Source organism: Schaalia turicensis, assembly GCF_019380255.1.
GTDB lineage: Bacteria > Actinomycetota > Actinomycetes > Actinomycetales > Actinomycetaceae > Pauljensenia > Pauljensenia turicensis_A.
Genome location: NZ_CP048928.1, coordinates 1,858,733 through 1,880,908, shown reverse-complemented (window position 1 = coordinate 1,880,908; position 22,176 = coordinate 1,858,733). Strand labels below are relative to the sequence as shown.

Genomic DNA, 22,176 nt, shown 5'->3' with positions numbered 1-22,176 from the left:
GTGTTCTGGCCGTGATGGGTCGGGGAAAGGAGTCGGACATGAGTGCCGATAAGGAACTACTTGAAGCGTGCCGATCGTTGATCATGCGAGAAGCCGAAGATGTTGCGCACACGGCGGCGAGCCTCGATGAGGACTTCGTCGCGGTGGCAGAGGCGATTCTTTCAACGGAGGGGAAAACGGTGTGCACGGGATCGGGCACTTCAGGCACGATCGCTCGGCGCATGGCTCATCTCTTCAATGTCACCGGCACGCCTGCGCTGTACCAGAACCCCGCAGACGGTCTCCACGGCAGTCTGGGGGTCGTAACAGGGAGAGACCTCGTCATCGCGATCTCCAAGGGCGGAGAATCCGACGAGCTATCGGAATTCGTCGATCGCTCGAAGCATCGGGGCGCGAAGATCGTTGTTCTCACGTGCTACCCGGAGTCGACCCTGGAGCGAATGGCTGATCTCGTGTGCGTTACCCCGTTCATGTCGGGGGATCCGGAAGGCGTGCTCGCCATGGGGTCGACTCTGTCCAACTGTGCATGGGGGGATGCGATGGCGATGTACGTTCGCGGGCGTCGCGGCTTCGGTTGGGAGGAAGTGCTCTACCTGCACCCCAGCGGCAAGGTCGGCAAGGATACCGAGGAGACGCTTGCGCGCCTGTCTCAACAGGAGTGAGTGCTGACCGGAAAATACTCAGCGATGGGGGCGGTCCGCGTCGGCGGACCGCCCCCATCAATATTCGAATTGCCCTCAATGAATCGATGAGAATCCTGATGTTGAACCTGACTCGTGCAACTTAAGTGACCCATATCTATGGTGTGGAGTCGATGTGGAGGCTGGTGAGAATTCTTTGGGCGGTGTTGTTGTGGTGCAGGCTGTGGGGCATGCGTTTGGTTCATGGTGAAGCGCCCCGGGTTTTGTTCCTCGGTTGTTGTGAGAGGATTTCGCATGCCAAGGAACTATCCGACAGAGTTTCAGGATCGGGCTGTACGCCTTGTTGAGGATCGGCTTCGGGATGATCCTGGAGTGTCTGAGACAAGCGTGATTGCTGATACGGCGATGAAGTTGGGAACGTCGAGGGAGTCACTTCGACGGTGGGTAATGCGGGCGCGCGTGGATGCGGGAGTTCGTCCTGGGGTTTCCACTGAGGAAAGCGTCGAACTCAAGCGCTTGCGTCGGGAGAACGCAGAGCTACGGCGGACGAACGAGATTTTGAAGTTGGCGTCGGCTTTTTTCGCGTCCGAACTCGACCCCCAACGTCGGAAATGATTGCCTTCATTGACGCATATCGTGATCGTTTCAGTGTTGAGTTCATCTGTCAGACGTTGAACCGTGAGCGCGCGGGCGGTTTTCTGTCCTCGCGGGGCTACCGAGCCGCAAATACGCGAGCCCCATCCGCGCGATCGTTCAATGACGCCGTCCTTACAGGCGAGATCGCCGCGATTTTCGAGGCGAACTATCGGGTGTATGGGGTGCGCAAGATGTGGCATGCCCTCAAGCGTGCTGGTTGGACTGTGGGGCGTGAGCAGGTCGCACGCCTCATGCGGACAGCGCGAATCCGTGGTGTGCGCAGGGGCCGGGCCCCGATCACTACCCGCAAGGGTAGACAGGCAGACACGCGCGCGGATCTGGTCAACCGCCAGTTCACAGCTGATCGGCCGAATCGTCTGTGGGTCGCGGACATGACGTACGTGCGAACGAAGGTCGGGTTTGTGTACACCGCGTTCGTGACCGATGTGTTTTCTCGCAAGATCGTGGGCTGGTCCACGCGCTCGTCCATGAAGACCGAAGCTTTGCCGCTCGAAGCCCCAGAGTCAACTCACTCAATAGAATTCGTCCAACTCACGCAACGAAAGCCGTCCAACTCACGCAATCACTTACACTGTTCCTCAAGATTCAGGGAAAGGTAAGTAGATGGCGGACTACATTCCTCGCTTCGTCGATCAACAGCTTCGTCGATCGCTAGAAACCAGCGGAGCCGTCCTCATCGCCGGACCCAAGTGGTGTGGTAAGACCTCGACCGCTCGGGAAGCCGCCGCATCGGTCGTCTACTTGCAGGATCCCGACACCTCGAGCTCTTACCGGCAGCTGGCGGAGGTGAAGCCATCCGCGCTCCTCGAGGGGCCTATTCCTCGGCTGATCGACGAATGGCAGATGGCCCCTCAACTCTGGGACGCGGTGCGCTTTTGCGTCGACCGTCGCGGTGAAGCGGGCCAGTTCATCCTCACGGGGTCTTCGACGCCCTCGATCGTGGGAGCCCACTCGGGAGTCGGCAGAATCGAGCGGTTCGTCATGCGTACGATGAGTCTGGCGGAGGCTGGCGACTCGAGTGGGGAGATCTCCCTGAGGGCTCTATTCGATGGCGAGGGCGACGTCGCGGCCATCGCCCCGCTCGACGTCGAAAGGATTGTCGAACTTCTGTGTAGGGGAGGGTGGCCTCAGGCAGTCACTGCGGCGACTGCTGATGTCGGGCGGCGTGCACGCACCTATGTCGAGGGGCTCATCGGTTCGGATGCTGCGCGCATGGATGGCGTGAACCGCAATGCGACTCGAATGCGCGCCCTTATGAGGGCGTATGCTCGGCGTGTCTCGACCGAGGCGGCGCAGACGACGATCGCGGCCGACCTCGCGGTCAATGATGAGGCGATGCCGCCGAACACCGTGAGTGACTATCTCGATGCTCTCACTCGCGCGTATGTGATCGAGGACCTCGCCGCATGGAATCCAGCGCTACGCTCGAAAACCGCCGTGCGTACGAGTCCGACCCGTCACTTCTCGGATCCGTCGATCGGAGTGGCGCTCATGCGCGCGACTCCCGCGGCGCTGCTGAAGGACATGGAGACCTTCGGCCTCCAGTTCGAATCCCTGTGCGTTCACGACCTTCGGGTGTACGCGGAATACAACGACGGCGAAGTATTCCACTATCGCGATAAAACGGGACTTGAAGCCGATGCGGTGATCGTCCTTGCCGATGGGCGTTGGGCCCCGATCGAAGTGAAGCTCGGCGGTTCGCAAATCGATGAGGCGGCGAAGCATCTGTCCGCCCTACGCGATCGCGTTGACACGCAGCGGATGGGCGAGCCGTCATTCCTCGCCGTGCTTACCGCAGGTCGAACCGCATATCGAAGGGACGACGGTGTCCTCGTCGTCCCTCTCGCGTGCCTGACTGCATGACTGTTGCATCCTTCCGTTGCGTGTTCGATGCCGGAAGACCCGGGGTATGAAGCGTCTCAGCCGATCCGCGGTCCGCCCGGCCTCGAAGTCGACGGCGGTCGAGTATCCGGCCTTCGCCAGTGGGTTGTCGCCGGCAGAGACGCCCTGCCCAAAGTCGAAGGCCGAGGTGATTGGCTCGACCCCGAGGCAGAGGTTCGTCCCGCCCCAGGGCAGCCCCTTGCGCCCGCGGTTGGACATCCACAGCATCGCGCTCTTGAGATACGTCGGATCCCATTCGACGCCGACGCGGTACCCCTCCGCCTCGTTGACAAGGGCGACGCGAGGCTCCTTCGGCTCGGCGATGAGGACGATCTCGTCGACCTCGACGCCGAGCGGGACTCGAGTGAGGTCGATGGTCGATCCGTCGGAGCGGGGAGCGGCGGCGAGATCCTCGAAGACAGCGCCGACCTCGAGGACGGAGGTGCCCGAATCGATGGGGAGCGCCCAGTAGGCGTCGCACTCCGGGGCCTCGATGCGCGCCGCGGATGCCGACGTGCAGGCTACGGACGCCGTGAAGCTCACGACCGCTGACGGATCCTTCCGGATCCCGCGCTCCGGCGGTGCAGTCGCCGGCCGTTCAGGCCCTGGCAGCAGACATGTTGGATGCTGCAGTGGAACTGCCCGAGCCCGCCGAATACGTCGCCCTCGGTGTGGCGAAGCAGGCTGCGAAGGTTCTGGCTTCCCGGGACTGATATCAGCTGATACTTCTTTGCCGCCGGCCTTTCAATAGGCTGAGGGCTTTGAAGTGTGGCCGGCCTCGTCAATTGAGGGAGAGCTGAGATGCAGTGCGATGGTGAACTGTGCCCAGTCGCTGCGTGTAGAAGGCGGGAGGCTTGTCCCATCTGCTAAACAGGTGTGAGGAATCGTTTCCCCCATTGTCGATGTTTGCCAAAGACGGTGCACCACGGGGGATTGCACACGCAGGAGTACACATGTCGACCTTCTTCGACCTTGACCGGGACCAGTTGGAAACCTATCGCCCCGATAGTTTCGAGCCCGAAGACTTCGATGAATTTTGGGCGGTGACTCTTGAAGAGAATCCTTTCGACCCGCGTTCCGTTCAGCTCGAAGAGGTCACCGATCTGGTGGTGAAGACTCACCGCGTCTTCGACGTGACCTTCGGCGGGTACGCGGGCGATCCGATCAAGGCGTGGCTGACAATTCCTGCAACGGCTCAGCCCGGCGAAGAATTGCCCACCATTGTCGAGTTCCGCGGATACGGCGGTGGACGAGGCCTCCCGTACGAGCACCTCGGCTGGGCGGGCGCGGGCTTTGCGCACCTAGTCATGGACAACCGTGGCCAAGGCGGAAACTGGGGGACAGGGGCGGACACCGTCGATCCGCATCCCCTGGGCGTTGGTCAGTTCGGACTCATGACACGTGGAATCGAAGACCCTCACGACTACTACTTCCGTCGGATCTATATCGACGCGCACCACGCGGTTGAGGCTACTGCGCACCTTCCGCACTGCGACGAGAAGCGGATCATTGTCACCGGGCAAAGTCAGGGTGGCACGCTGTCCGTTGTGGCCGGCGTTCTGAACTCGCGCGTTTTGGCTACAATGCCCGACGTTGCGTGGATGGCCGACTTCCGCCGTGCGGTCGGATTAAGCGAACATACGCCCTATCAGGAAGTTGTCCACTACCTGTCCGTGTTCCGTGGCCGTGACGAGATGGTGTTTGAGACCCTCGCCTACTTTGACATTGTGTCGCTGGGGAAGCGCGCGACGATTCCCGCGTTGTTCTCGACCGGGCTCATGGATATCTGTTGCCCGCCGTCGACGGTGTATGCAGCGAAAAACTGGTGGGGTGAAAAGGTGGTTGAGGCTGGCGGACAGCGACCGAGTGCCCAGATTGATGCCCACGCATTCAACGAGCATGAGGGTGGTGGCCTGTATCAGTGGCACCGTCAGGTGTTGTGGGTGAAAGACTTCTTGGGCCTTGTCGACTGAGTTGTAGAGTGTGAAACGCAGGTGTTGTTATGAAATTGTTGCATAACAATCGAAAATAGCGACTTCGGTGCTTAAATCAGGAAAAATCGCAGTTCAAGGCTAGTTTTTCAGAGTCCGCAAAAGTCCAAGATAGGGGTAAATGTTCCCCGAAAACCGTGTGAAAACGGGTGACAGTTTGTTTTTGTCTTGACGAGGCGTGTGTCACCGTTTATGTTTTGTTTGGGAACAAAAGGGAATTGGGGTTTACCCTCCCTACTAGCCGGCTAGCGGTGGCTATAGGAAGAAACCACCCCAGCCTCCACGGTTCTCCAGAATTGAAGACTGAATGCGCAGGTGGCCTCGTACCCCCTGCGTGAAGGGGAGCAACGCATACTCCCCAGATTCGTGAACATCCCATTTTGAATCACAGACCCGCGGGTCGTGCTGAAGCGACACCGCACAATGGCGAAGGAGCCAAACAATGCGAGGAATTGCAAAGAAGACGCTCGTTGCACTTGCAGCGTCATCCATGGCCTTTGGCATGGCCGCTTGCTCCGCAGAACGCGGTGGCTCGTCCGAATCCGGCGCAGCAGCTGGCGGTGAAGGTGGCCTCATCGGTGTTTCAATGCCGAGTAAGTCCCTCGAGCGCTGGAACCGTGACGGTTCGCACCTCGAAGAACTGCTGAAGGACGAAGGCTACGACGTCTCCCTGCAGTACGCAGACAACAAGGTTGAACAGCAGATCACCCAGATCCAGAACATGATCAACGCAGGCCCCAAGGTCCTCGTTGTCGCCTCCATTGACGGCTCCGCACTGGCTCCCGTTCTAGAACAGGCCAAGTCCGCAGGCATCCCGGTCATCGCATACGACCGCCTGATCCGCGACACCGAAGCAGTCGACTACTACGCGACCTTCGACAACTACAAGGTCGGCCAGCTGCAGGGCCAGTACATCGAAGAATCCCTCGGCCTCAAGGACGGCAAGGGTCCGTTCAACTTCGAACCCTTCTCCGGTTCCCCCGATGACAACAACGCCAAGTTCTTTTTCTCCGGCGCATGGGACGTCCTCTCGCCCTACGTTGAATCCGGCATGCTGACCGTTCCGTCCGGCAAGGCACCGTCATCCGTTGACGATTGGCAGTCCATCGGCATCCAGGCATGGATGTCCACCACCGCACAGTCAGAAATGGAAACCCGCCTCAATTCCTTCTATTCCGACAAGAAGGTTGAAGCCATCCTCTCCCCGAACGACTCCCTCGCACTCGGCATCTCCCAGGCGCTCGACTCGGACGGCTACACCGCCGATGCGTGGCCGGTCCTGACCGGTCAGGACGCCGACCAGGCAAACGTCCAGAACATCATCGCTGGCAAGCAATCCATGACCGTCTGGAAGGACACCCGCGCTCTCGGTGATCGCGTCGCCAAGATGGTCGACCAGATCGTCAAGGGCACTGAGGTCGAGGTCAACGACACCGAGTCCTACGACAACGGCATGAAGGTTGTTCCTTCGTTCCTGCTCGATCCGGTCGTCATCACGAAGGACAACGTCCAAGAGAAGCTCGTTGACTCGGGCTTCTACACGGCAGCAGACCTCGGTCTCTGATCCTCGGACGTAAGTAACTCTCCTAGAAACTGAGGTGAATGATGCAGACCGATGAACTGGTCCTGCGCATGACGCACATCGTCAAGGAGTTCTCCGGTGTGAGGGCCCTCGACGACGTGACGATGGAGGTCCGACGCGGCGAAGTCCACGCCATCTGCGGCGAGAACGGCGCCGGCAAGTCGACCCTCATGAAGGTGCTATCGGGCGTCTACCCGTACGGCTCCTACGACGGCACGATCGAGTACGCCGGTGAGGAGTGCCGATTCAAGTCCATCCGTGAATCGGAGGATGTCGGCATCGTCATCATTCACCAGGAACTGGCGCTGTCCCCGTTCCTGTCCGTTGCGGAAAACATTTTCCTTGGCAACGAACGGGGACGTGCCGGATTCGTTGATTGGCACGAAACCAAGATTCTGGCGAAGGAACTGCTCGACAAGGTCGGTTTGGACGTCAACCCTGACGCGCGCGTCGTCGACCTGGGCGTTGGCCAGCAACAGCTCGTTGAAATCGCAAAGGCATTGTCCAAGGACGTCAAGCTCCTGATCCTGGACGAGCCGACCGCAGCACTCAACGACGATGACTCTGAGCACCTGCTTGAGCTGATGCGTCAGCTCCGCGAAGAGGGCATCACCATGATCATCATCTCCCACAAGCTGGGAGAAATCCGCGAGATCGCCGACTCCACGTCGATCATCCGTGACGGCAAGACCGTCGGCTACATCGACATGCACCGCCCCGAAGGCGTAACCGAAGACGAAATCATCGCCAAGATGGTCGGTCGCGAACTGTCCAACCGCTTCCCGGAGCACACGCCGACCATCGGCGACACAATCCTCGAAGTTTCCAACTGGACCGTTCACCACCCGATCGACACTGGCCGAAAGGTCGTCGACGACGCGAGCTTCGAACTGCGCCGCGGAGAGATCACCGGCCTGGCCGGTCTGATGGGTGCGGGACGTACCGAGCTTGCCATGAGCATCTTCGGTCACCAGTACGGCACCTCGATCAGCGGTGAAGTTCGCAAGAACGGCGAGGTCATCGACACCTCCACCGTGACCAAGGCGATCAGCCACCGCCTGGCATATGTCCCCGAAGACCGCAAGACGATGGGGCTGAACCTGATCCAAGACATTCGCAAGAACGTCACCATTGCAGCCATCGACAAGATCATCAAGGGGCACGTCATCCAGTCCCATGACGAGGATGCGCTGGTCGAAGACTTCCGACAGAAGCTTCGCATCAAGACCTCGTCGATCGACGCACTCGCGTCGTCCCTGTCCGGTGGCAACCAGCAGAAGGTTGTCCTAGCCAAGTGGATCAACACCGATCCCGAGATCCTCATCCTTGACGAGCCGACACGAGGCATCGACGTCGGTGCCAAGTACGAGATCTACCAAATCATTCAGCAACTAGCCGATGAGGGTCACGCTGTCCTCGTCATCTCGTCGGAGTTGCCCGAGCTTCTGGGCATCTGCGATCGCATCTACACAATGAGCCAAGGCATGATCACGGGTGTCGTTCCCGCGGCCGAAGCAACACAGGAATCTCTCATGAAGCTCATGACCAAGGAACGAGTGAAGGAAGCACGATGAAAGAGTCGACCAAACGGCTGCAGGGCAGCCTCCAGCAGTACGGGATTCTCGGTGCGCTCGTCGTCATTGTCATCCTGTTCAACATTCTTACCGGTGGCCGCCTTTTGGCCCCGAACAATATCGCCTCGCTGATTCAGCAGAACGCGTACGTGATGGTCCTGACCATCGGCATGACCATGGTCATCATCGCCCGCCACATCGACCTCGCTGTCGGCTCTGTCGTCGCCTTCGTCGGTGGCGTGGTCGCACTGCTCATGTACCAGATGCACGTTGCGTGGCCACTTGCAGTGGTCATCGGTCTGCTTCTCGGTATCTTGATTGGCTGCTGGCAGGGCTTCTGGGTTGCCTACGTTGGCATCCCCGCGTTCATCGTCACCCTGGGTGGCATGCTCATCTTCCGTGGCCTCGCGATCGTCCTCGTAGAAGCAACCGTTTCCGGTCTGCCGTCGGGCTTCGTGGCCATCGCAGCCGGATCCCTGCCCCCGTTCCTCGGCTACGCGGGCATGCTTGACGTCGTCACTCTGGTTATCGGTATCGCAACGATCGCAGTCGCGCTCTTCTCCTCTTTCCGCCGTCGCGCAAAGGATGTCAAGGCAGGTGCAGCGGTCATCCCGTTCGGATTGTTCGTCACCGGTCAGGTCCTGATAGCCCTGGCAATCGCCTTCGTGACCTACCTGCTCTCCCTGTCCTCCGGTGGGACCCCGATCGTTCTCATCATCATCGGCGTCCTGGTGGTCATCTACTCGTTCGTCATGGCGAAGACGAAGTTCGGTCGTCACATCTACGCCGTTGGTGGCAACCTCCGCGCAGCCCAGCTGTCCGGTATCAACACCAAGCGCACTGACTTCCTGGTCTTCGTGAACATGGGCTTCCTTGCCGCACTCGCCGGCATCATCACGACCTCCCGCGCAGGTGCTGCAGTCGCAACCGCAGGTAACAACTACGAACTCGACGCTATCGCAGCAGCCTTCATCGGTGGTACTGCGGTCTCCGGTGGTATCGGTAAGATCTCCGGTGCCATCATCGGTGCACTCATCATGGGCGTTCTGAACATGGGCCTGTCGATTCTGGCAGTCGACTCCGCATGGCAGCAGTCCATCAAGGGTCTCGTTGTGATTCTCGCAGTCGCTGTTGACCTGATCTCCTCGAAGAAGAACTGAGGTTGAACAAGCGCGTGCTTGATACGCCTTAATCGCAGAGGGTGGTTTAAACACCTGGCTTGAATAATGTGACCCCGAAGGAATTCCTTCGGGGTCACATGCGTCTGTCAGCCTTTGCGCTGTTTCTCAAACGTATTACTAGGCCTCAGATGCGCTCGGCACTGATGCGGTGAGTAATCGTGTAGGTCTGACCTGCCTTTAAATCGATCGCGGTGGCATATCCGGCTTCCGTCAGAGGGTTGGTCGCTGCTGAAACACCTTCACCGAAGTCGAATGCCGAGGTAATCGGTTCGACGCCTAGACAGAGGTTGGTTCCTCCCCACGGAGCACCCTTACGGCCGTGGTTGGAGATCCAGAACATGACGTTATTCAACAGGGTGCGATCCCATTCAAGGGTGGCCTTGTATCCTTCAGCATCGTTGACCAAGGTGACTCGCCCCTCCTTGGGACCCGCGGTCAGAACGATTTCGTCAACCTCTTCGGTTAGGGGAAGGCGAGTCAGATCGATCGTGCCACCGTCAGCTCGAGGTGCCTTGGCAAGGTCGCTGAAACGCGCACCACGTTCAAGAACCGTCGTTCCCGAGTCGGCTGGGAAAGCCCAGAACTCATCGGCTTCGCCGAGCTCGATGTGAGCATCTCCGGTGTTCTTAGGAAGACGGAAGATGGGATGTAGACCAAGTGGCAGACGAGCATCGGTGCGCATGATGATTGAGTCTTCGAATTCAACAGCACCTTCAACGCAGGTCACGCGACGTTCCACGCGCTTTACCGGGTTGTCGTCGGCGTAGTCCAGGCTGAGCAGGGCAGAGTCGGCTTCCAGCGCCTCGACATTCCAACGCAGGTTTGCGGAGGGGCCATGAATCCAGGGGCTGGCACCGTTGTGACCGTTACGCCATCCCTCGGGCAGTTCTTCGGCAGTTTCGGGTGCGGCGCCGAAAGGGACGCAGAGGAAGTCGCCACGAAGCTTGTCCAAAATTGGGGCCTCGGGGAAACCTTCCCACGTGGCAACGTATGAGGGAGTGAACTCTTTATCCGTTCCTGCCTCGAAAAGTGCGGTCGTCATCGCGCCCTGAATTTGGATAGTTGCACGAACCTTACCGGTGCCGATCGAAACGCTCATCTGGACTCCTTCGTCAGTTTTCTTTAGGGCAGTTCCTGTTCTTAGCCTAGTCAATTCCGCTCTCACAACAAGCAATACGCGTTATTGTTAGTTGTTAACAGTGATGATGTTGTTTGTCCGTACTACCCCTGTGCTGGCACCTGCTCACCCAAGGAAACGCCGTGAAATTCATCCTCGCACCCGACTCTTTCAAAGAGAACATGACCGCATTGGAAGCAGTAACGGCAATGGAAAAGGGAATCCATGACGTGTACCCCGATGCCGATTGCGTGCGCGTCCCCATGTCCGACGGTGGTGAAGGCTTCATTGAAGCCGTTGCAACCGCGTGGGGAGCTCGCCGAATCACGGTCGACAGCGTGGATGCCCTGGGCAGACCGATTCAATCCGAATACGCGCTCGCGGACGGGCGAGCCGTCCTTGATGTTGCGTCGTGTGCGGGAATTGAACTGGTCGCTCCCCACGAACGTAATGTCGTCGAATCCAATACTGCTGGCCTCGGCATGATCATTTGCGATGCCCTATCGCGTGGCGCACGCGAACTGCTGATCGGAATCGGTGGGTCCGCCACAAATGACGCTGGCATTGGAATGCTTGTTGAGCTCGGAGCACGTCTTCTCGATGCGGATGGTGCAGAGCTTGCCCCGAAGCTAGAAAACCTCGACCAAGTAGCGAGCGTTGACACGTCTGCCTTGGATGGGTTGCTGGATGGAGTGAGCGTCAAGGTCGCTTGCGACGTGACCAACCCGCTGAACGGGCCTGAAGGCGCCACCGCAGTCTTTGGCCCGCAAAAGGGAGTCCAGCCCGAACAGGTCGAATTCTTCGATTCCCTCCATCTGCATTTCGCCACCGCCAGTGGTCACGGAGACGACGCGCTTCTGCCGGGCTCGGGTGCCGCGGGTGGCCTTGGGTTTGCGCTACGTGCCTTCCTCCATGCGGAGTTGACGCCCGGAATTGACCTTGTCGCCGACGCGGTCGGCTTAGCCGATGCGGTGCAGGGAGCCGACTGGGTGTTCACAGGCGAAGGCTCGGTCGACTCTCAGACGATCAACGGCAAGACCCCCGCTGGGGTCACAGCTATCGCGCGCGCCGCCGGTGTCCCCGTCATGGTCTTCGCCGGCCGAATTAAAGAAGGTGCTGAAATCCTGCTTGAGCACGGCGTTTCCAAGATCGTGAAGGTCGGCGATCCGGCTGAGTCGCTCGAAGAAGCACTGAAGAACGGTCAAAAGAACCTGCGCGCCGCGGTTGCGAGTGCGTTGAACGCTGAGTAATTCGGGCTTCGTAAGGAGTACGACTAAGTAGAGATCCCGGCCTCGTGAATAGGTACGAGGCCGGGATCTTCTGCCATCTTTCACCTCGGATCTGGCCCGAGTGACGAGGTTGAAAGTACTGGTGGGAGCTCAGTAGCCGTGTTCGAGCGCGAATTCTTCCTCGAAGTCTTCCAATGAAACGCCCTTTGTTTCGGGCACGATGTAAATGTAGAAGAGCAGGGAAATCACGTTGATGGCACCGAAGACCGCGTAGGTTTTCGCAGCTCCCAAATGGGCGATCATCACCGGGAATACCCAGGTAACAACCGCGTTCATCAGCCAGCCACACCCGACCGCGAAGCCTTGGGCGACGCCGCGGATGCGGGCGGGGAAGATCTCGGATACGAGAACCCAGTTGACTGTGCCCGACTGCTTCGCGAAGACGAAGAGGGACACGAGGACGACGACGAGCCACGGGACGAACGCCGGGATGTCCGCCGAGATCGTGCCGTCGGCGAGCGTGTAGGGCGCGATCCCGAACGCGAAGACGAGGGCGAGGCTGAAGAGGAAGAAGGTGACGCCCATGTCTTTGATGCGCTTGATTTCCGCTTCGAGGATGTGACGAGGCAACCGGTAGGACGGGATACCGAAACGCATCATGCCACCGGCCATCGGGCCCGCTTCCTTGATATGCACGCGGTGGCCAGCCATGCGCAGATGGTAGGCAGCCGACAAACCGGAGGGGCCGGCGCCAACGATCAGCACGGACTTCCCCGAATCGGGAGCGGTCACCGGAACCGTCCACCCTTCAGCGATTGCCTTGTCGCCAAGGAAGCGCTCGATCGCGTTAATACCAACGGCCTCGTCGACCTGCACACGGTTGCATGCGGTCTGGCACGGGTGGTAGCAGACGCGACCCATCGTTGCCGGTAGCGGGTTGTTGACCATGATTTCACGCCATGCGCCCTCGTAGTCGCCTTCTTCAGCGTGGTAGAGCCACTGCTGAATGTTCTCGCCAGCGGGGCATGCGACGTTACACGGAGGAAGAAGGTTAACGTACACGGGGCGTTCAGTGCGCCATGAACCGGTTTCGTTTGCCAGCGACGACCCCACATTCAGTGTGATCGCGAAGGGCTGAGTTTCCATCGTCATTGTGTGGTCCTCTTCCTTACTTGGCGGTCTCGTCGTCTGCGAAGCGACCCTCGGGATCTTCGGGTGCGCGCAGGACGCGGTCGAGAACGTCTTCGTCTAGCTGATCTGCGTCGATCAAGCCGTAGCGACGGATATTTCGGTCAGCAATCGCCTGCAGGCGTGCCAGAGTTTCAGGATCGCCCCCGCCCTTGAACAGGTGGGCGAAGCGACGTTAAAACCTCTGAATGCACACCCGACTCACCAGCGATCCTACTGATCGCGCCCCCCGACCTCACAGGGTCCCAACACGCCTCCAACGCCATCCGAGTCGCCCGCTCACGCAGCTCATCTGGATACTCCCTCGAAGCAGTCACCACAGTGATCCTTTCTAATCATCACTGCCTCCACCAAACCCAGGGCACAACACCACGCCGCACATCCGTTACCTTGGACTTACTCATCTAGGCTCAACTACGCGTAGTGCTCGATGGGCGTCTGTTGGTTCCGTCGACCTCAACATGTGCACGACGCGTCATGCGCGAAAGCACGCACAGGCGATTCCGTGCGGATATCCTTATCCTACTTGAGTCGCACAGCGACGTGTCGGCACCTCAGGAACAACCCACTCTTGGAGCATTCGCATGAAACGCCACGATGTTATCGTCGACATGGTGAACAGATCCGGATTCGAATCCGTGAACTCCCTCGCCACAGCACTCAATGTGAATGTTTCAACCGTGCGGCGGGATCTCGTTGCTCTTGATGCGGCAAATAGCATCCGACGAACCCATGGAGGTGCCGTCCCTTACTCCGCCACAGCCCATGATGCTACCCCGTGTCCACAGCTTTACGAGAAGCGGGCGATCGGATTCGCCATGGCCGAACGAATCCTTGAAGGCCAGACTGTATTCCTTGACTCGGGCACGACCTGTCTCGAGGTGGCGAGAAGCCTTCAGCACCGCTCACTCACCGTCGTCACTCACGATCTGCCCATCGCTTCGGAGATCCTGAAACATCCCGCTCTAAACCTCATTATCATCGGCGGGGAATTACTCCCACTGAGGACTCACATCTGGGGACCCACCGCCATTGATCAACTCAATCGCATGCGCCTCAACGTTGCGATTTTCGGCACGAGTTCTGTCATGGAAGATGGCATCTACGGCAACTCTGGGTATTCCTTGGAACTACAACGAACCGTTCGTCGGATCGCCTCGGACGCCTTCTTCGTCGCTGACTCTACGAAGTTCGGACGAGAGGCGATGTATAAGATCCTGGGTATCGAGGACTTCAACGCCGGAATCACGGACTCGCTTTTGAGCCCGATCACGGCCGCAAACTATCCGATTCCGCTTATCCGTGCAAGAGTCGCACCCTAGGGGTTCTGATCGGGGAGATTGGTTGAAGGGCTGCGATTCGGAAGTGCGAGCAGGGGGTATCCCTATGTGGTGTGTTAAGCGGCTGGTGGCAGGTTTGTTGTCGGGTTGGGGGTGTAGAGGGCGCCGTCTCGGATCATGGCGTGGTGTGTGAGGATGCGCCGGTGGGCGAGGAGGATGACGGTTTGGTTGTGGCGTTTACCTTGGGTGATCCTTCAGTCGTAGTAGGCCCTTGAGATGGGGTCCGAGCGCAGCGAGGCGAAGGCGGACGGGAACATCGCCTTTTTGAGTCGTTTTTTGCCTGCGTGGGAAACATATTCGCCTCGGATGGAGGATCCAGATCTGCGGGTGACTGGTGTGAGTCCTGCGTGGAGGCAAGGTGTGCGCCGGTTTCGAAGGCGCGTCCGAGGGTCTGGGTGATGAACACGGCGGTCCTGACCCCGATGCTGGGCATGGAGGTCAGGACCTGGTAAAGAGGGTGGGCCTCCACCAGGGCCTCGACCTGAGAGGCGACGTCACGCCTATGGGCGTGCAGGGCGATGAGCTGGCGCGCCAGGTGCGGGAGCACCACGCCAGCGGCGTCGGTGCCGACCAGCACCTCGGACTGGGCGTCCAGGGCGTTGATGATCGTGTTCGCCCAGGTGGCGTGGCGTGTGCGCCTGAACCCGGGTGGATGATGCACACTGACCAAGGATTCCAGTACCAGCACCCGTCCTGGCGCAACCTGATCGACGACAACGGCGGTGTTCAGTCAATGTCACGTAAAGCCAACTGCTACGACAACGCGGTCATGGAGAACTTCTTTGGCCACCTGAGTTGCATAGTTGGGGTGTGTCACGTGGCGAGGTTATCGAGGATGGTTTTCGCGTTTGGGGGATTGTTGGTTGGGCGGTGATGTCGTGTCCGGCGATGCGGATGGTGACGTGACGCAGGGGTCGGAGTTGCCGGATCACGGTTTTGAGGGTTGTTCCGGTGCGGCGTTGAATGTCCCTGGCGACGGCGAGGGCGGTGATGACGACGGTGAGGTGGGTTTCGATGGCGTCGCGTGTGTGGTGGAAGATCGGCCTGGCTTTCAGGTCGGTTTTGCTCATGCGGAAGGACTGGTCGACGTGCCAGAGATCGTGGTACGAGGTGATCACCTTGGAGGCGGGCATGAGGTGTTTGGGGATGTTGGTGACGTAGCCCTTCAATCCCACGAGCATTCGCGCCCGCTCAATACCCTTCTCGTCGATGCTTGCTGATCCGCGGGCTTGGGCGACGAACCGCGCCTTCTTCGCCTGCCGGCGTCCCTCGACGATGTCGCGGGCGCGTTCTTCTTGCAGGCGCAGGGTTTCGTGTCGCGGGCGGCCCGTTTAGCGGAGTAGGCCCAGATCGCCCGCCACGACTTCTCATGTGTATCCGGGTCCCAGACGGGCTCCGCCTTCACTTTCGGATCCGACGAGCCAGAGACCGTACGGACGTGCTGTCTCGGGGTGATGGTGTCAACCAGCTGCCCGTTAGTGAACGCGTCGCCGTGCCAGTGGAAGTGGGCTTCCAGGTCGTGGGGTGCTCGTGTCTGGCGGGCCCCGACAATGAACCGCAAGCCCGCCTCATCCAACTCGCGAAGATTCATCGCGGAGAGCATGCCAGCGTCCGCAACAATAACCATGTCATGGGCGCCGTGGCGTTCTTGGAAGGCTTTGACGGTTGGCAGGATCGTCTGAGTTTCTGCCTTGTTCTCCTCCCAACACGAAACCTCCAGAGGAAAACCGTGTCGGTCCACAAGCAGGCCAACGACGATCTGGGGGTCCACGCGCCGCTCCTTCGAATACCCCGCTTTCCTCAGGTCATCTTCCTTTTCAGCTTCGAAGTACAAGGTCGTCACGTCGTACAAGACCAAAGACAGGTCCCCGCCCGACAGGGCGTGGTGGAAACACACTGTGGCGATCTTCGCCACGGTAGTCGTCCCTGTTGGCCCGCTCCAACGCAGACTGAAGGGAGTTGCGGTGGCGCGCAGCAACGCCGAGCTCTTCGAGGACCAGTCCGGCAGCCCTGGCGGATCCGGGAGAAATGAGGCGGGCGGCGACAAGCTGGAAGAACGCCTCATCACCCAACGCCTCCTCAAACCCGAAGAACCTGTAGACGCTACGGATCGCCTCCAGGAGCAGACGCGACTCCTGGGCGATCACAACCGCCTGGCCTGGAGCCTCCCCCGGCCCAACGCCGAAAGGCAGCCTCTCCTGGCCCAGGCGCAAGTGTTCGCTGGCAATTTTCGTCAGCGCGGCAAGCTCGCCGTCGTTGTGAGCAGTACCGACATGCTCCAGCACGACATCGCGCCGATCGCGGCGCTCAGCGATCTGCACTTTGACCGCCCCATTACGTCCTGGCACCTTGCGAACGAACACCACGAGCCCACAATACCCAGCCCGCGGAGTGTGCCATCCACACCAGCCAAACACAACCCCACCAGGCAAAACACACTCACAAAGAACCGAAATCACACCCAACTGTGCAACTCAGGCGCACGCATCGGGACGGCTGCGGGTTGCCAACATTACCTATGTTCGCACCTTGTCGGGATTCGCCTACACCGCGTTTGTAGTTGACGTTTTCAGTAGAAAGATTGTCGGTGTTGCTACACGCATCCACGATGCGTACCGATGCGTTGCCGATGGAAACGTTAGAGCATGCTCTCACCGCTGCCGGCCGCATCCATGGGGATCAGCTGATTCACCACAGTGACCGAGGCAGCCAGTACGTGTCCTTAAAATACTCTACCGCTTTGGCCGAGTCCGGGATCCGGCCGAGCGTGGGAACAGCCGGCGATTCCTACGACAACGCGCTTGCTGAGACAGTCAACGGTCTCTACAAAGCTGAACTCATTCATGCTCACGGCCCGTGGACGTCAGTGGGAGAAGTCGAACTCGCCACCTTGCGATGGGTGCATTGGCGGAACAACAAGCGTATTCACGAAGCATTGGACTACGCCACCCCACAGGAAATAGAAACCGAGTATTATCTCACTCAGCCCATCACCACAGGGACATAAAAGAAGCGGAACAAAACCCAGGACGCTTCTGTACTGAACCCCAATTCTTGGACAGTGTGATTCTATCCGATGGTGGTTAGTGCGTGTTGCCGGTATTCGTTTGGGGTCATCCCTCCGAGCCGTTCTTGCATACGCTCAGTGTTGTACCACTGTATGTACTCGTCAATCGCTGCGCGTAGCTCGCTGATGGAAACGAATGAGTCATTGTTGAACATTTCTTCTTTCAAGTGAGAAAAGAAGTTCTCCATCACGGAGTTATCGTAACAATTGCCCTTACGGCTCATGGATTGAACGCACTGATGCTCAACTAGCTGACTGATCCATGACTGGTGCTGATAGTGATAACCCTGATCAGTATGAACAAGAACACCTTCAGGATCACCCGCTACACGAAAAGCCTTTTTCAGGCTCAACGCGGACACTTTCGTTGTAGGAGACACCGAAAGAGTGTGAGCAAGAATCGAATGATCACACAAATCCATCACCGGAGACAAATACAGCTTCTGCCCCGAGATCTGGAACTGGGTAATATCGGAGACCCACTGCTGGTTTGGTTTTTCCGTGGCAAACCGCCGATCTAAATGATTATCAGCCCGACGTGGCGTTGTAGCGCGGTAAGAGTTGTAACACTTACGCTTCCTCGTTTTAGAGCGTAAACCGAGCTGCCTCATCAACTTAGCAACAAGCTTGCGCGACACACACCACCCATCACGCAGCAGCTGAAGCCGAACACGGCGATAACCATAACGCTGATGGCTTTTATCGAAAATCTTCTGAATCGCCTGTTTCAACTTCACATGCCGGTCCTGAGCCCGCATCTGCCCCAGCTGATAATAGAACGTCGATCGCGCCAGATTGGCTACCTGTAACAGTACCGGCAACGGGTATTCAGATCTGAGAGTGGCAACCACACGAGTTTTCAGCCTTGCCCCTGCTCCCTCAGATCTCGTAATTTTTTCAAATACGCTACCTCTGCTTTTAACCTCGTATTCTCCTCAATCAACGCAGCATCCGCAACCGTCGCGCTCCTCTCGGGATCAGGGCTAGCGATCAACGTTTTCGGCTTCCTGCCACGCCTTTTCGGGCGTAAGCCCTCATCGCCAGCTAAACGCCACACCCGCACCCAGGAATACACGATATCAACCGAAGAAAAATTGAACTCTGCCGCCAGCTGCGTCGCGGTCTCGCCAGCAAGAAAGCGAGCAACAATCGAGCGCTTGAACTCCCACGAGTAAACAGCTTTCCTATCACGTGCCACAAGCGCCATTCTCCCATGGAGAACCCACCTGTCATAAAGAAGATTCACCGGCCGAAACGACAACCCAAGTTTTCTCGCTGTGGCTCGAGAGCCATACCCCGCCTCAAACGAATCAACAGCCGCCGCTCGCTGCTCCACCGACAACGAACTATCAGGACGCATAACACCCCTAACCCTAAAACTGAACAAATAACCGTCCAACTTTCAGGGTTCAGTACATTCAAATGGGCCTACGCCCGCCACTACACCAGCGAGACCGAGCGCGCAGCGGCCTACCCCGCGTGGATCCACCACTACAATCACCACCGACCCCACACCGCGCTGGCAGGACAATCACCCATCAACCGCGTCCACAACCTCCGTGGGAAGAACAACTAGGGGGATCGGGCTAGGCTGCGGCGGTGACGGCCGCGACGAGGGCGTCGACGGGCTGGCGCACATACCGTTGGGTCATCTCCGGGCGAGCATGACCCAAGACGGCGCCGACAGCGAGAAGATCACGAGTCCCGGCATACATCTTGGTCGCGCACCGATGACGGAGCGTGTACCCGGTCCACGGCCCTTGCAGGGCCCGCGAGAGCAGCTTTGTCACGTACCCGGCGGACAGGTGCCCCTCGATACGCCCCGGGAAGAGGAAACCGTCGCAGGAGGTGAGCGCTCGACGCAGCCCGGGGTGGACGATCGGAACGTACCTGGTCTTCGCCCCCTTCCCCGTCACGTACAATCCGGCGCCGTCCCAATTCTTCGAATGCACGGTCGCGATCTCGCACGCACGCAGTCCCGCATAGGCGCCGAGCAGGATCATCATCTCGACCCGCTTGTCTGCCTCGAGGAGCGCATCGCGGATCACCTTCTCGGGCGCTGGCCGAGCAACACCGGCAGGAGTAGACACAATATCGAGACGCAGCGCCGGATCCTCCTCGATGTACCCTCGCCGTGGAGCCACCGGAAGAAAGTCCCGAAAACGGTCCTCACACTCTTCCTCGTCTCCGGCGTCCACTTCGGATTCGCGAGGATCCTCCGTAGGTCATCGGTCGTCACAGACTCCGGTCCCTCGGGGCTGAGCTTCCGGATCTTCCTCGCATGACACATGTAGGTCCGGATCGTCCCCCTGGACCGTCCAGCAGCAGACATCGCGATCCCCCAGTGCTCGAGAATCTCATCCCAGTGACTCATGACCATCCCTTCGACCCCGACGCCGGGATCGACGTCCGTCCCACCCATGAGCACGAGGGGCAGGACCCGACGGTCGCGGGTCAACCGACGGCGCTTGACCGACAATAGGACGCGCTCGCGGCCGCCTCGGGGGGCTGGGCCTGTTCATGCGGCCTCTTTGCTGAGGTCGCCGCTCGTGAGGGGGAAGGGGATGATCTGTGCAGACCCGTTTACGGACGGTTCATGCGCAGAACTATTCGGCGTTCGGGGCCTGCAAGATGCACGTCATGCTGAACCGGCTCCTGATCGCCGAGCGTTACGGGCACGTCGCCCACTGCACGGTGGAGCGCCTCATGCCGCCTGGGGCTGCGGGGTATCCAGAAGACCAAGACGCCTCACACGACGCGTTCCGCACCACGCGAGCAGTATCCTGTAGTCTTCGCAGACCGCCACTTCTCGGCCTTCCATCCCAAGGAGCTGCGGGTTGCCGACATCACGTATGTGCGCACGTTATCAGGGTGGGTGTACGTCGCCTTCGTCACCGACGTGAACTCGCGCCTAATCGTGGGCTGGCAGACCTTCACCAGCCTGTACACCAACCTTGCCCTGGACGCCTTAAACATGGGCATCTGACAACGACACAGGGACGGCGCAGATCTTGCCGCCATCGTCCACCACTCCGACCGCGCAGTCCAGTACCGGTCTCCGCTATGGGCAGGCTCTTGAGGACTGCCAGGCGGTGGCGTCGGTGGGGTCCAAGGCTGACTCTCACGACAACGCTCTGGCCAAGGGGCACTGAACTTGTTGTACAAGGCGAGCTGATCCGCAACAAGAAACCCTGGAGGTCCACTGATGATGTCGAGGTTGCCACCGCTGAGTGGGTCCACTGGTACAACGCCGCGCGTCCTCACTCCGCGATCGGGATGCTCACCCCCGTCGAGCGCGGGCACGCCCACCACACCAAAACCGGGGCCGAGGTCGCTGACCGCCCCCTACCTAAGACCGCCAAACCAGGTTAAACAAGCCTCCACAAACCCGGGGCTTGACGCTTAACGCCTGACCCAATAACGAAGGACTGCACCGCAGCTATACCGCAACCCAGGACCTGATAGCGGGCGTAACTGCGCGAAAGTTGGAGCGTAATGCGCGAAAACATGCATTAGATGCGCGTTGACAAGCGCGAAAAAATGGGTATTGTTACTGAGTGTGACGTGCACTCCATCACCGTTGATGGGGTGGAGCGTCGGATCCCATGGTCACGAAGGAGTGATGAAATGAAAATGACGAAGCTGGCCGTCACCGCGCTCGCCGGCCTTTCTGCCGTCTCGATGGCAGCATGCAGCTCGGTCGGCTCGACCGGCGCCGCTGATTCGGCTTCCCCGTCCGCTGATTCGGGCGCTTCTAACAAGACGATGGTCACCGTCGTCAAGGTCAAGGGCATCGCCTGGTTCGACCGAATGGATGTCGGCGTCACCGAATGGGGCGAGGAGAACGGCTACGACACCCGCACCGAGGGCGGCGACGACGTCAGCCCGGAGAAGCAGATCCAGATCATTCAGGATCTCATCGCGCAGAAACCCGCGGCGATCACGGTCGTTCCCAACTCTCCGGAAGCGCTGTCCGCCGTGCTCGCCCAGGCGCGCCAGCAGGGCATCAAGGTCGTCTCCCATGAAGCGACGGGCATTCAGAACGTCGACATCGACATCGAAGCCTTCGACAACGCCTCGTACGGCGAAGACATCATGAAGAACATCGGCGAGTGCACGGGCGGAAAGGGCAAGTACGTCCAGTTCGTCGGCGGTCTCACGGCGAAGACCCATATGGAATGGGTCGACGCCGCCTACGAGTATCAGAAGGCCAACTTCCCCGACATGGAGCGCGTCGAGACTCCGATCGAATCGACCGACAACGAGACCGCCGCCTACGAGAAGGCGAAGGAGGTCCTAGGCAAGTACCCCGACATCGCCGCGTTCCAGGGATCCGCGGGCAATGACGTGCCCGGGATCGCCCGCGCGATCGAGGAAGCCGGCCTCCAGGACAAGGTCTGCGTGATGGGCACCTCGATCCCCTCGGCATCCGCGAAGTACCTCGAAACCGGATCCATCGACAAGATCTTCTTCTGGGATCCGGCGCTCGCGGGCAAGGCTCAGCTTCAGATCGCCAAGATCCTCGCCGACGGCGGCACCATCGAAGACGGCACCGACCTCGGAATCGAGGGCTACACCTCGCTGAAGAAGCTCGACGGCTACGACAACGTCTGGGTCGGTGATGCGGCCATCGCCGCCGATGCCGAACAGGCGAAGAAGTTCGATTTCTGACATGTCACGAGGCTGGTTGGCGCCATCGGGCGCCAACCAGCCATGTGGAGGTGCTCA

General features: G+C 59.4%; 20 protein-coding genes and 7 pseudogenes. 19 read left to right on the top strand and 8 right to left on the bottom strand.

Going from position 1 to position 22,176, the window contains the following annotated elements; genetic code table 11:
• Positions 1-38 precede the first annotated feature (38 nt).
• The 10 genes and pseudogenes from G5S47_RS08290 (at position 39) to mmsB (ending at position 9,486) form a co-directional block, all read left to right on the top strand.
• On the top strand, positions 39-662 hold the full coding sequence (locus G5S47_RS08290) for a KpsF/GutQ family sugar-phosphate isomerase (protein WP_006680564.1): 624 nt from the start codon (positions 39-41) through the stop codon (positions 660-662).
• A 273-nt stretch (positions 663-935) separates the two neighbouring features.
• Positions 936-1,238: pseudogene (locus tag G5S47_RS08285) on the top strand (transposase); the annotation flags it as partial.
• A gap of 14 nt (positions 1,239-1,252) precedes the next feature.
• A pseudogene (locus tag G5S47_RS08735) lies at positions 1,253-1,801 on the top strand (IS3 family transposase); the annotation flags it as partial.
• Positions 1,802-1,901: 100 nt separating this feature from the next.
• Positions 1,902-3,161, top strand: a complete 1,260-nt coding sequence (locus G5S47_RS08275; protein ID WP_006680562.1) for an ATP-binding protein — start codon at positions 1,902-1,904, stop codon at positions 3,159-3,161.
• Between the two features lie 27 nt (positions 3,162-3,188).
• A complete protein-coding gene (locus tag G5S47_RS08270; RefSeq protein ID WP_131367600.1) occupies positions 3,189-3,731 on the top strand; it encodes a hypothetical protein in 543 nt (180 codons plus the stop codon).
• A 29-nt stretch (positions 3,732-3,760) separates the two neighbouring features.
• Complete coding sequence (locus G5S47_RS08625) at positions 3,761-3,892, top strand: hypothetical protein (protein ID WP_257878459.1); 132 nt, start codon at positions 3,761-3,763, stop codon at positions 3,890-3,892.
• A 240-nt stretch (positions 3,893-4,132) separates the two neighbouring features.
• Positions 4,133-5,152, top strand: a complete 1,020-nt coding sequence (locus G5S47_RS08265; RefSeq protein WP_219585558.1) for an acetylxylan esterase — start codon at positions 4,133-4,135, stop codon at positions 5,150-5,152.
• Between the two features lie 460 nt (positions 5,153-5,612).
• Positions 5,613-6,734, top strand: coding sequence for a multiple monosaccharide ABC transporter substrate-binding protein (chvE, locus tag G5S47_RS08260; protein ID WP_006680559.1), 1,122 nt, complete (start codon positions 5,613-5,615; stop codon positions 6,732-6,734).
• A gap of 41 nt (positions 6,735-6,775) precedes the next feature.
• Positions 6,776-8,326 (top strand): multiple monosaccharide ABC transporter ATP-binding protein, encoded by a 1,551-nt coding sequence (gene mmsA, locus G5S47_RS08255; protein WP_006680558.1) that lies wholly within the window; start codon positions 6,776-6,778, stop codon positions 8,324-8,326.
• Complete coding sequence (gene mmsB, locus G5S47_RS08250) at positions 8,323-9,486, top strand: multiple monosaccharide ABC transporter permease (protein WP_103632890.1); 1,164 nt, start codon at positions 8,323-8,325, stop codon at positions 9,484-9,486. The genes mmsA and mmsB overlap by 4 nt, the downstream gene beginning before the upstream one ends.
• Positions 9,487-9,631: 145 nt before the next feature.
• Here the strand turns inward: mmsB and G5S47_RS08245 are convergent, their stop codons facing one another.
• A complete protein-coding gene (locus G5S47_RS08245; protein ID WP_219585557.1) occupies positions 9,632-10,606 on the bottom strand; it encodes an aldose epimerase family protein in 975 nt (324 codons plus the stop codon).
• A gap of 161 nt (positions 10,607-10,767) precedes the next feature.
• Here G5S47_RS08245 and G5S47_RS08240 point away from each other — a divergent pair, with 161 nt between their 5' ends.
• Entirely contained in the window at positions 10,768-11,874 is a 1,107-nt protein-coding gene (locus G5S47_RS08240) for a glycerate kinase (protein WP_219585556.1), read from the top strand.
• A 129-nt stretch (positions 11,875-12,003) separates the two neighbouring features.
• On the opposite strand, the gene G5S47_RS08660 is transcribed toward G5S47_RS08240, so the two are convergent.
• Positions 12,004-13,005, bottom strand: coding sequence for an MFS transporter (locus G5S47_RS08660; protein WP_308339589.1), 1,002 nt, complete (start codon positions 13,003-13,005; stop codon positions 12,004-12,006).
• A gap of 620 nt (positions 13,006-13,625) precedes the next feature.
• Between G5S47_RS08660 and G5S47_RS08230 the strand changes: the two genes are divergently transcribed.
• Complete coding sequence (locus tag G5S47_RS08230; protein WP_219585555.1) at positions 13,626-14,363, top strand: DeoR/GlpR family DNA-binding transcription regulator; 738 nt, start codon at positions 13,626-13,628, stop codon at positions 14,361-14,363.
• Between the two features lie 74 nt (positions 14,364-14,437).
• Here the strand turns inward: G5S47_RS08230 and G5S47_RS08225 are convergent.
• Positions 14,438-15,012: pseudogene (locus G5S47_RS08225) on the bottom strand (transposase); the annotation flags it as partial.
• A gap of 21 nt (positions 15,013-15,033) precedes the next feature.
• On the opposite strand from G5S47_RS08225, the pseudogene G5S47_RS08615 reads away from it, so the two are divergent.
• Positions 15,034-15,174, top strand: a pseudogene (locus G5S47_RS08615) (IS3-like element ISCod1 family transposase); the annotation flags it as partial.
• Here G5S47_RS08615 and G5S47_RS08730 read toward each other — a convergent pair.
• A pseudogene (locus G5S47_RS08730) lies at positions 15,149-16,747 on the bottom strand (IS1634 family transposase). The pseudogenes G5S47_RS08615 and G5S47_RS08730 sit on opposite strands and share 26 nt — an antisense overlap.
• Positions 16,748-16,856: 109 nt before the next feature.
• Between G5S47_RS08730 and G5S47_RS08215 the strand changes: the two are divergent.
• Positions 16,857-17,388 (top strand): annotated as a pseudogene (locus G5S47_RS08215) (DDE-type integrase/transposase/recombinase); the annotation flags it as partial.
• 62 nt (positions 17,389-17,450) lie between these two features.
• Here G5S47_RS08215 and G5S47_RS08210 read toward each other — a convergent pair.
• Positions 17,451-18,299 carry an IS3 family transposase gene (locus G5S47_RS08210; protein WP_219585270.1) on the bottom strand — a complete coding sequence of 283 codons (849 nt, stop codon included), beginning with the start codon at positions 18,297-18,299 and terminating at the stop codon, positions 17,451-17,453.
• 8 nt (positions 18,300-18,307) lie between these two features.
• Positions 18,308-18,646 (bottom strand): helix-turn-helix domain-containing protein, encoded by a 339-nt coding sequence (locus tag G5S47_RS08205; protein ID WP_219585272.1) that lies wholly within the window; start codon positions 18,644-18,646, stop codon positions 18,308-18,310.
• 225 nt (positions 18,647-18,871) lie between these two features.
• Here G5S47_RS08205 and G5S47_RS08200 point away from each other — a divergent pair.
• A pseudogene (locus tag G5S47_RS08200) lies at positions 18,872-19,024 on the top strand (integrase core domain-containing protein); the annotation flags it as partial.
• 10 nt (positions 19,025-19,034) lie between these two features.
• On the opposite strand, the gene G5S47_RS08195 reads toward G5S47_RS08200, so the two are convergent.
• Positions 19,035-19,538, bottom strand: a complete 504-nt coding sequence (locus G5S47_RS08195; protein WP_219585554.1) for a tyrosine-type recombinase/integrase — start codon at positions 19,536-19,538, stop codon at positions 19,035-19,037.
• Positions 19,493-19,906 (bottom strand): site-specific integrase, encoded by a 414-nt coding sequence (locus G5S47_RS08190; RefSeq protein WP_219585553.1) that lies wholly within the window; start codon positions 19,904-19,906, stop codon positions 19,493-19,495. The genes G5S47_RS08195 and G5S47_RS08190 overlap by 46 nt, the downstream gene beginning before the upstream one ends.
• A gap of 396 nt (positions 19,907-20,302) precedes the next feature.
• Here G5S47_RS08190 and G5S47_RS08595 point away from each other — a divergent pair, with 396 nt between their 5' ends.
• From G5S47_RS08595 to G5S47_RS08180, 4 genes are all read left to right on the top strand, one after another.
• On the top strand, positions 20,303-20,434 hold the full coding sequence (locus G5S47_RS08595; protein WP_257878456.1) for a hypothetical protein: 132 nt from the start codon (positions 20,303-20,305) through the stop codon (positions 20,432-20,434).
• A gap of 25 nt (positions 20,435-20,459) precedes the next feature.
• Positions 20,460-20,600: a hypothetical protein gene (locus G5S47_RS08590; protein ID WP_257878455.1), complete on the top strand. Its 141-nt coding sequence runs from the start codon at positions 20,460-20,462 to the stop codon at positions 20,598-20,600.
• Positions 20,563-20,820: an integrase core domain-containing protein gene (locus tag G5S47_RS08725; RefSeq protein WP_373273806.1), complete on the top strand. Its 258-nt coding sequence runs from the start codon at positions 20,563-20,565 to the stop codon at positions 20,818-20,820. Before G5S47_RS08590 ends, G5S47_RS08725 begins: the two co-directional genes overlap by 38 nt.
• 255 nt (positions 20,821-21,075) lie before the next feature.
• Positions 21,076-22,119: a substrate-binding domain-containing protein gene (locus G5S47_RS08180; protein WP_219585551.1), complete on the top strand. Its 1,044-nt coding sequence runs from the start codon at positions 21,076-21,078 to the stop codon at positions 22,117-22,119.
• Positions 22,120-22,176: the final 57 nt, after the last annotated feature.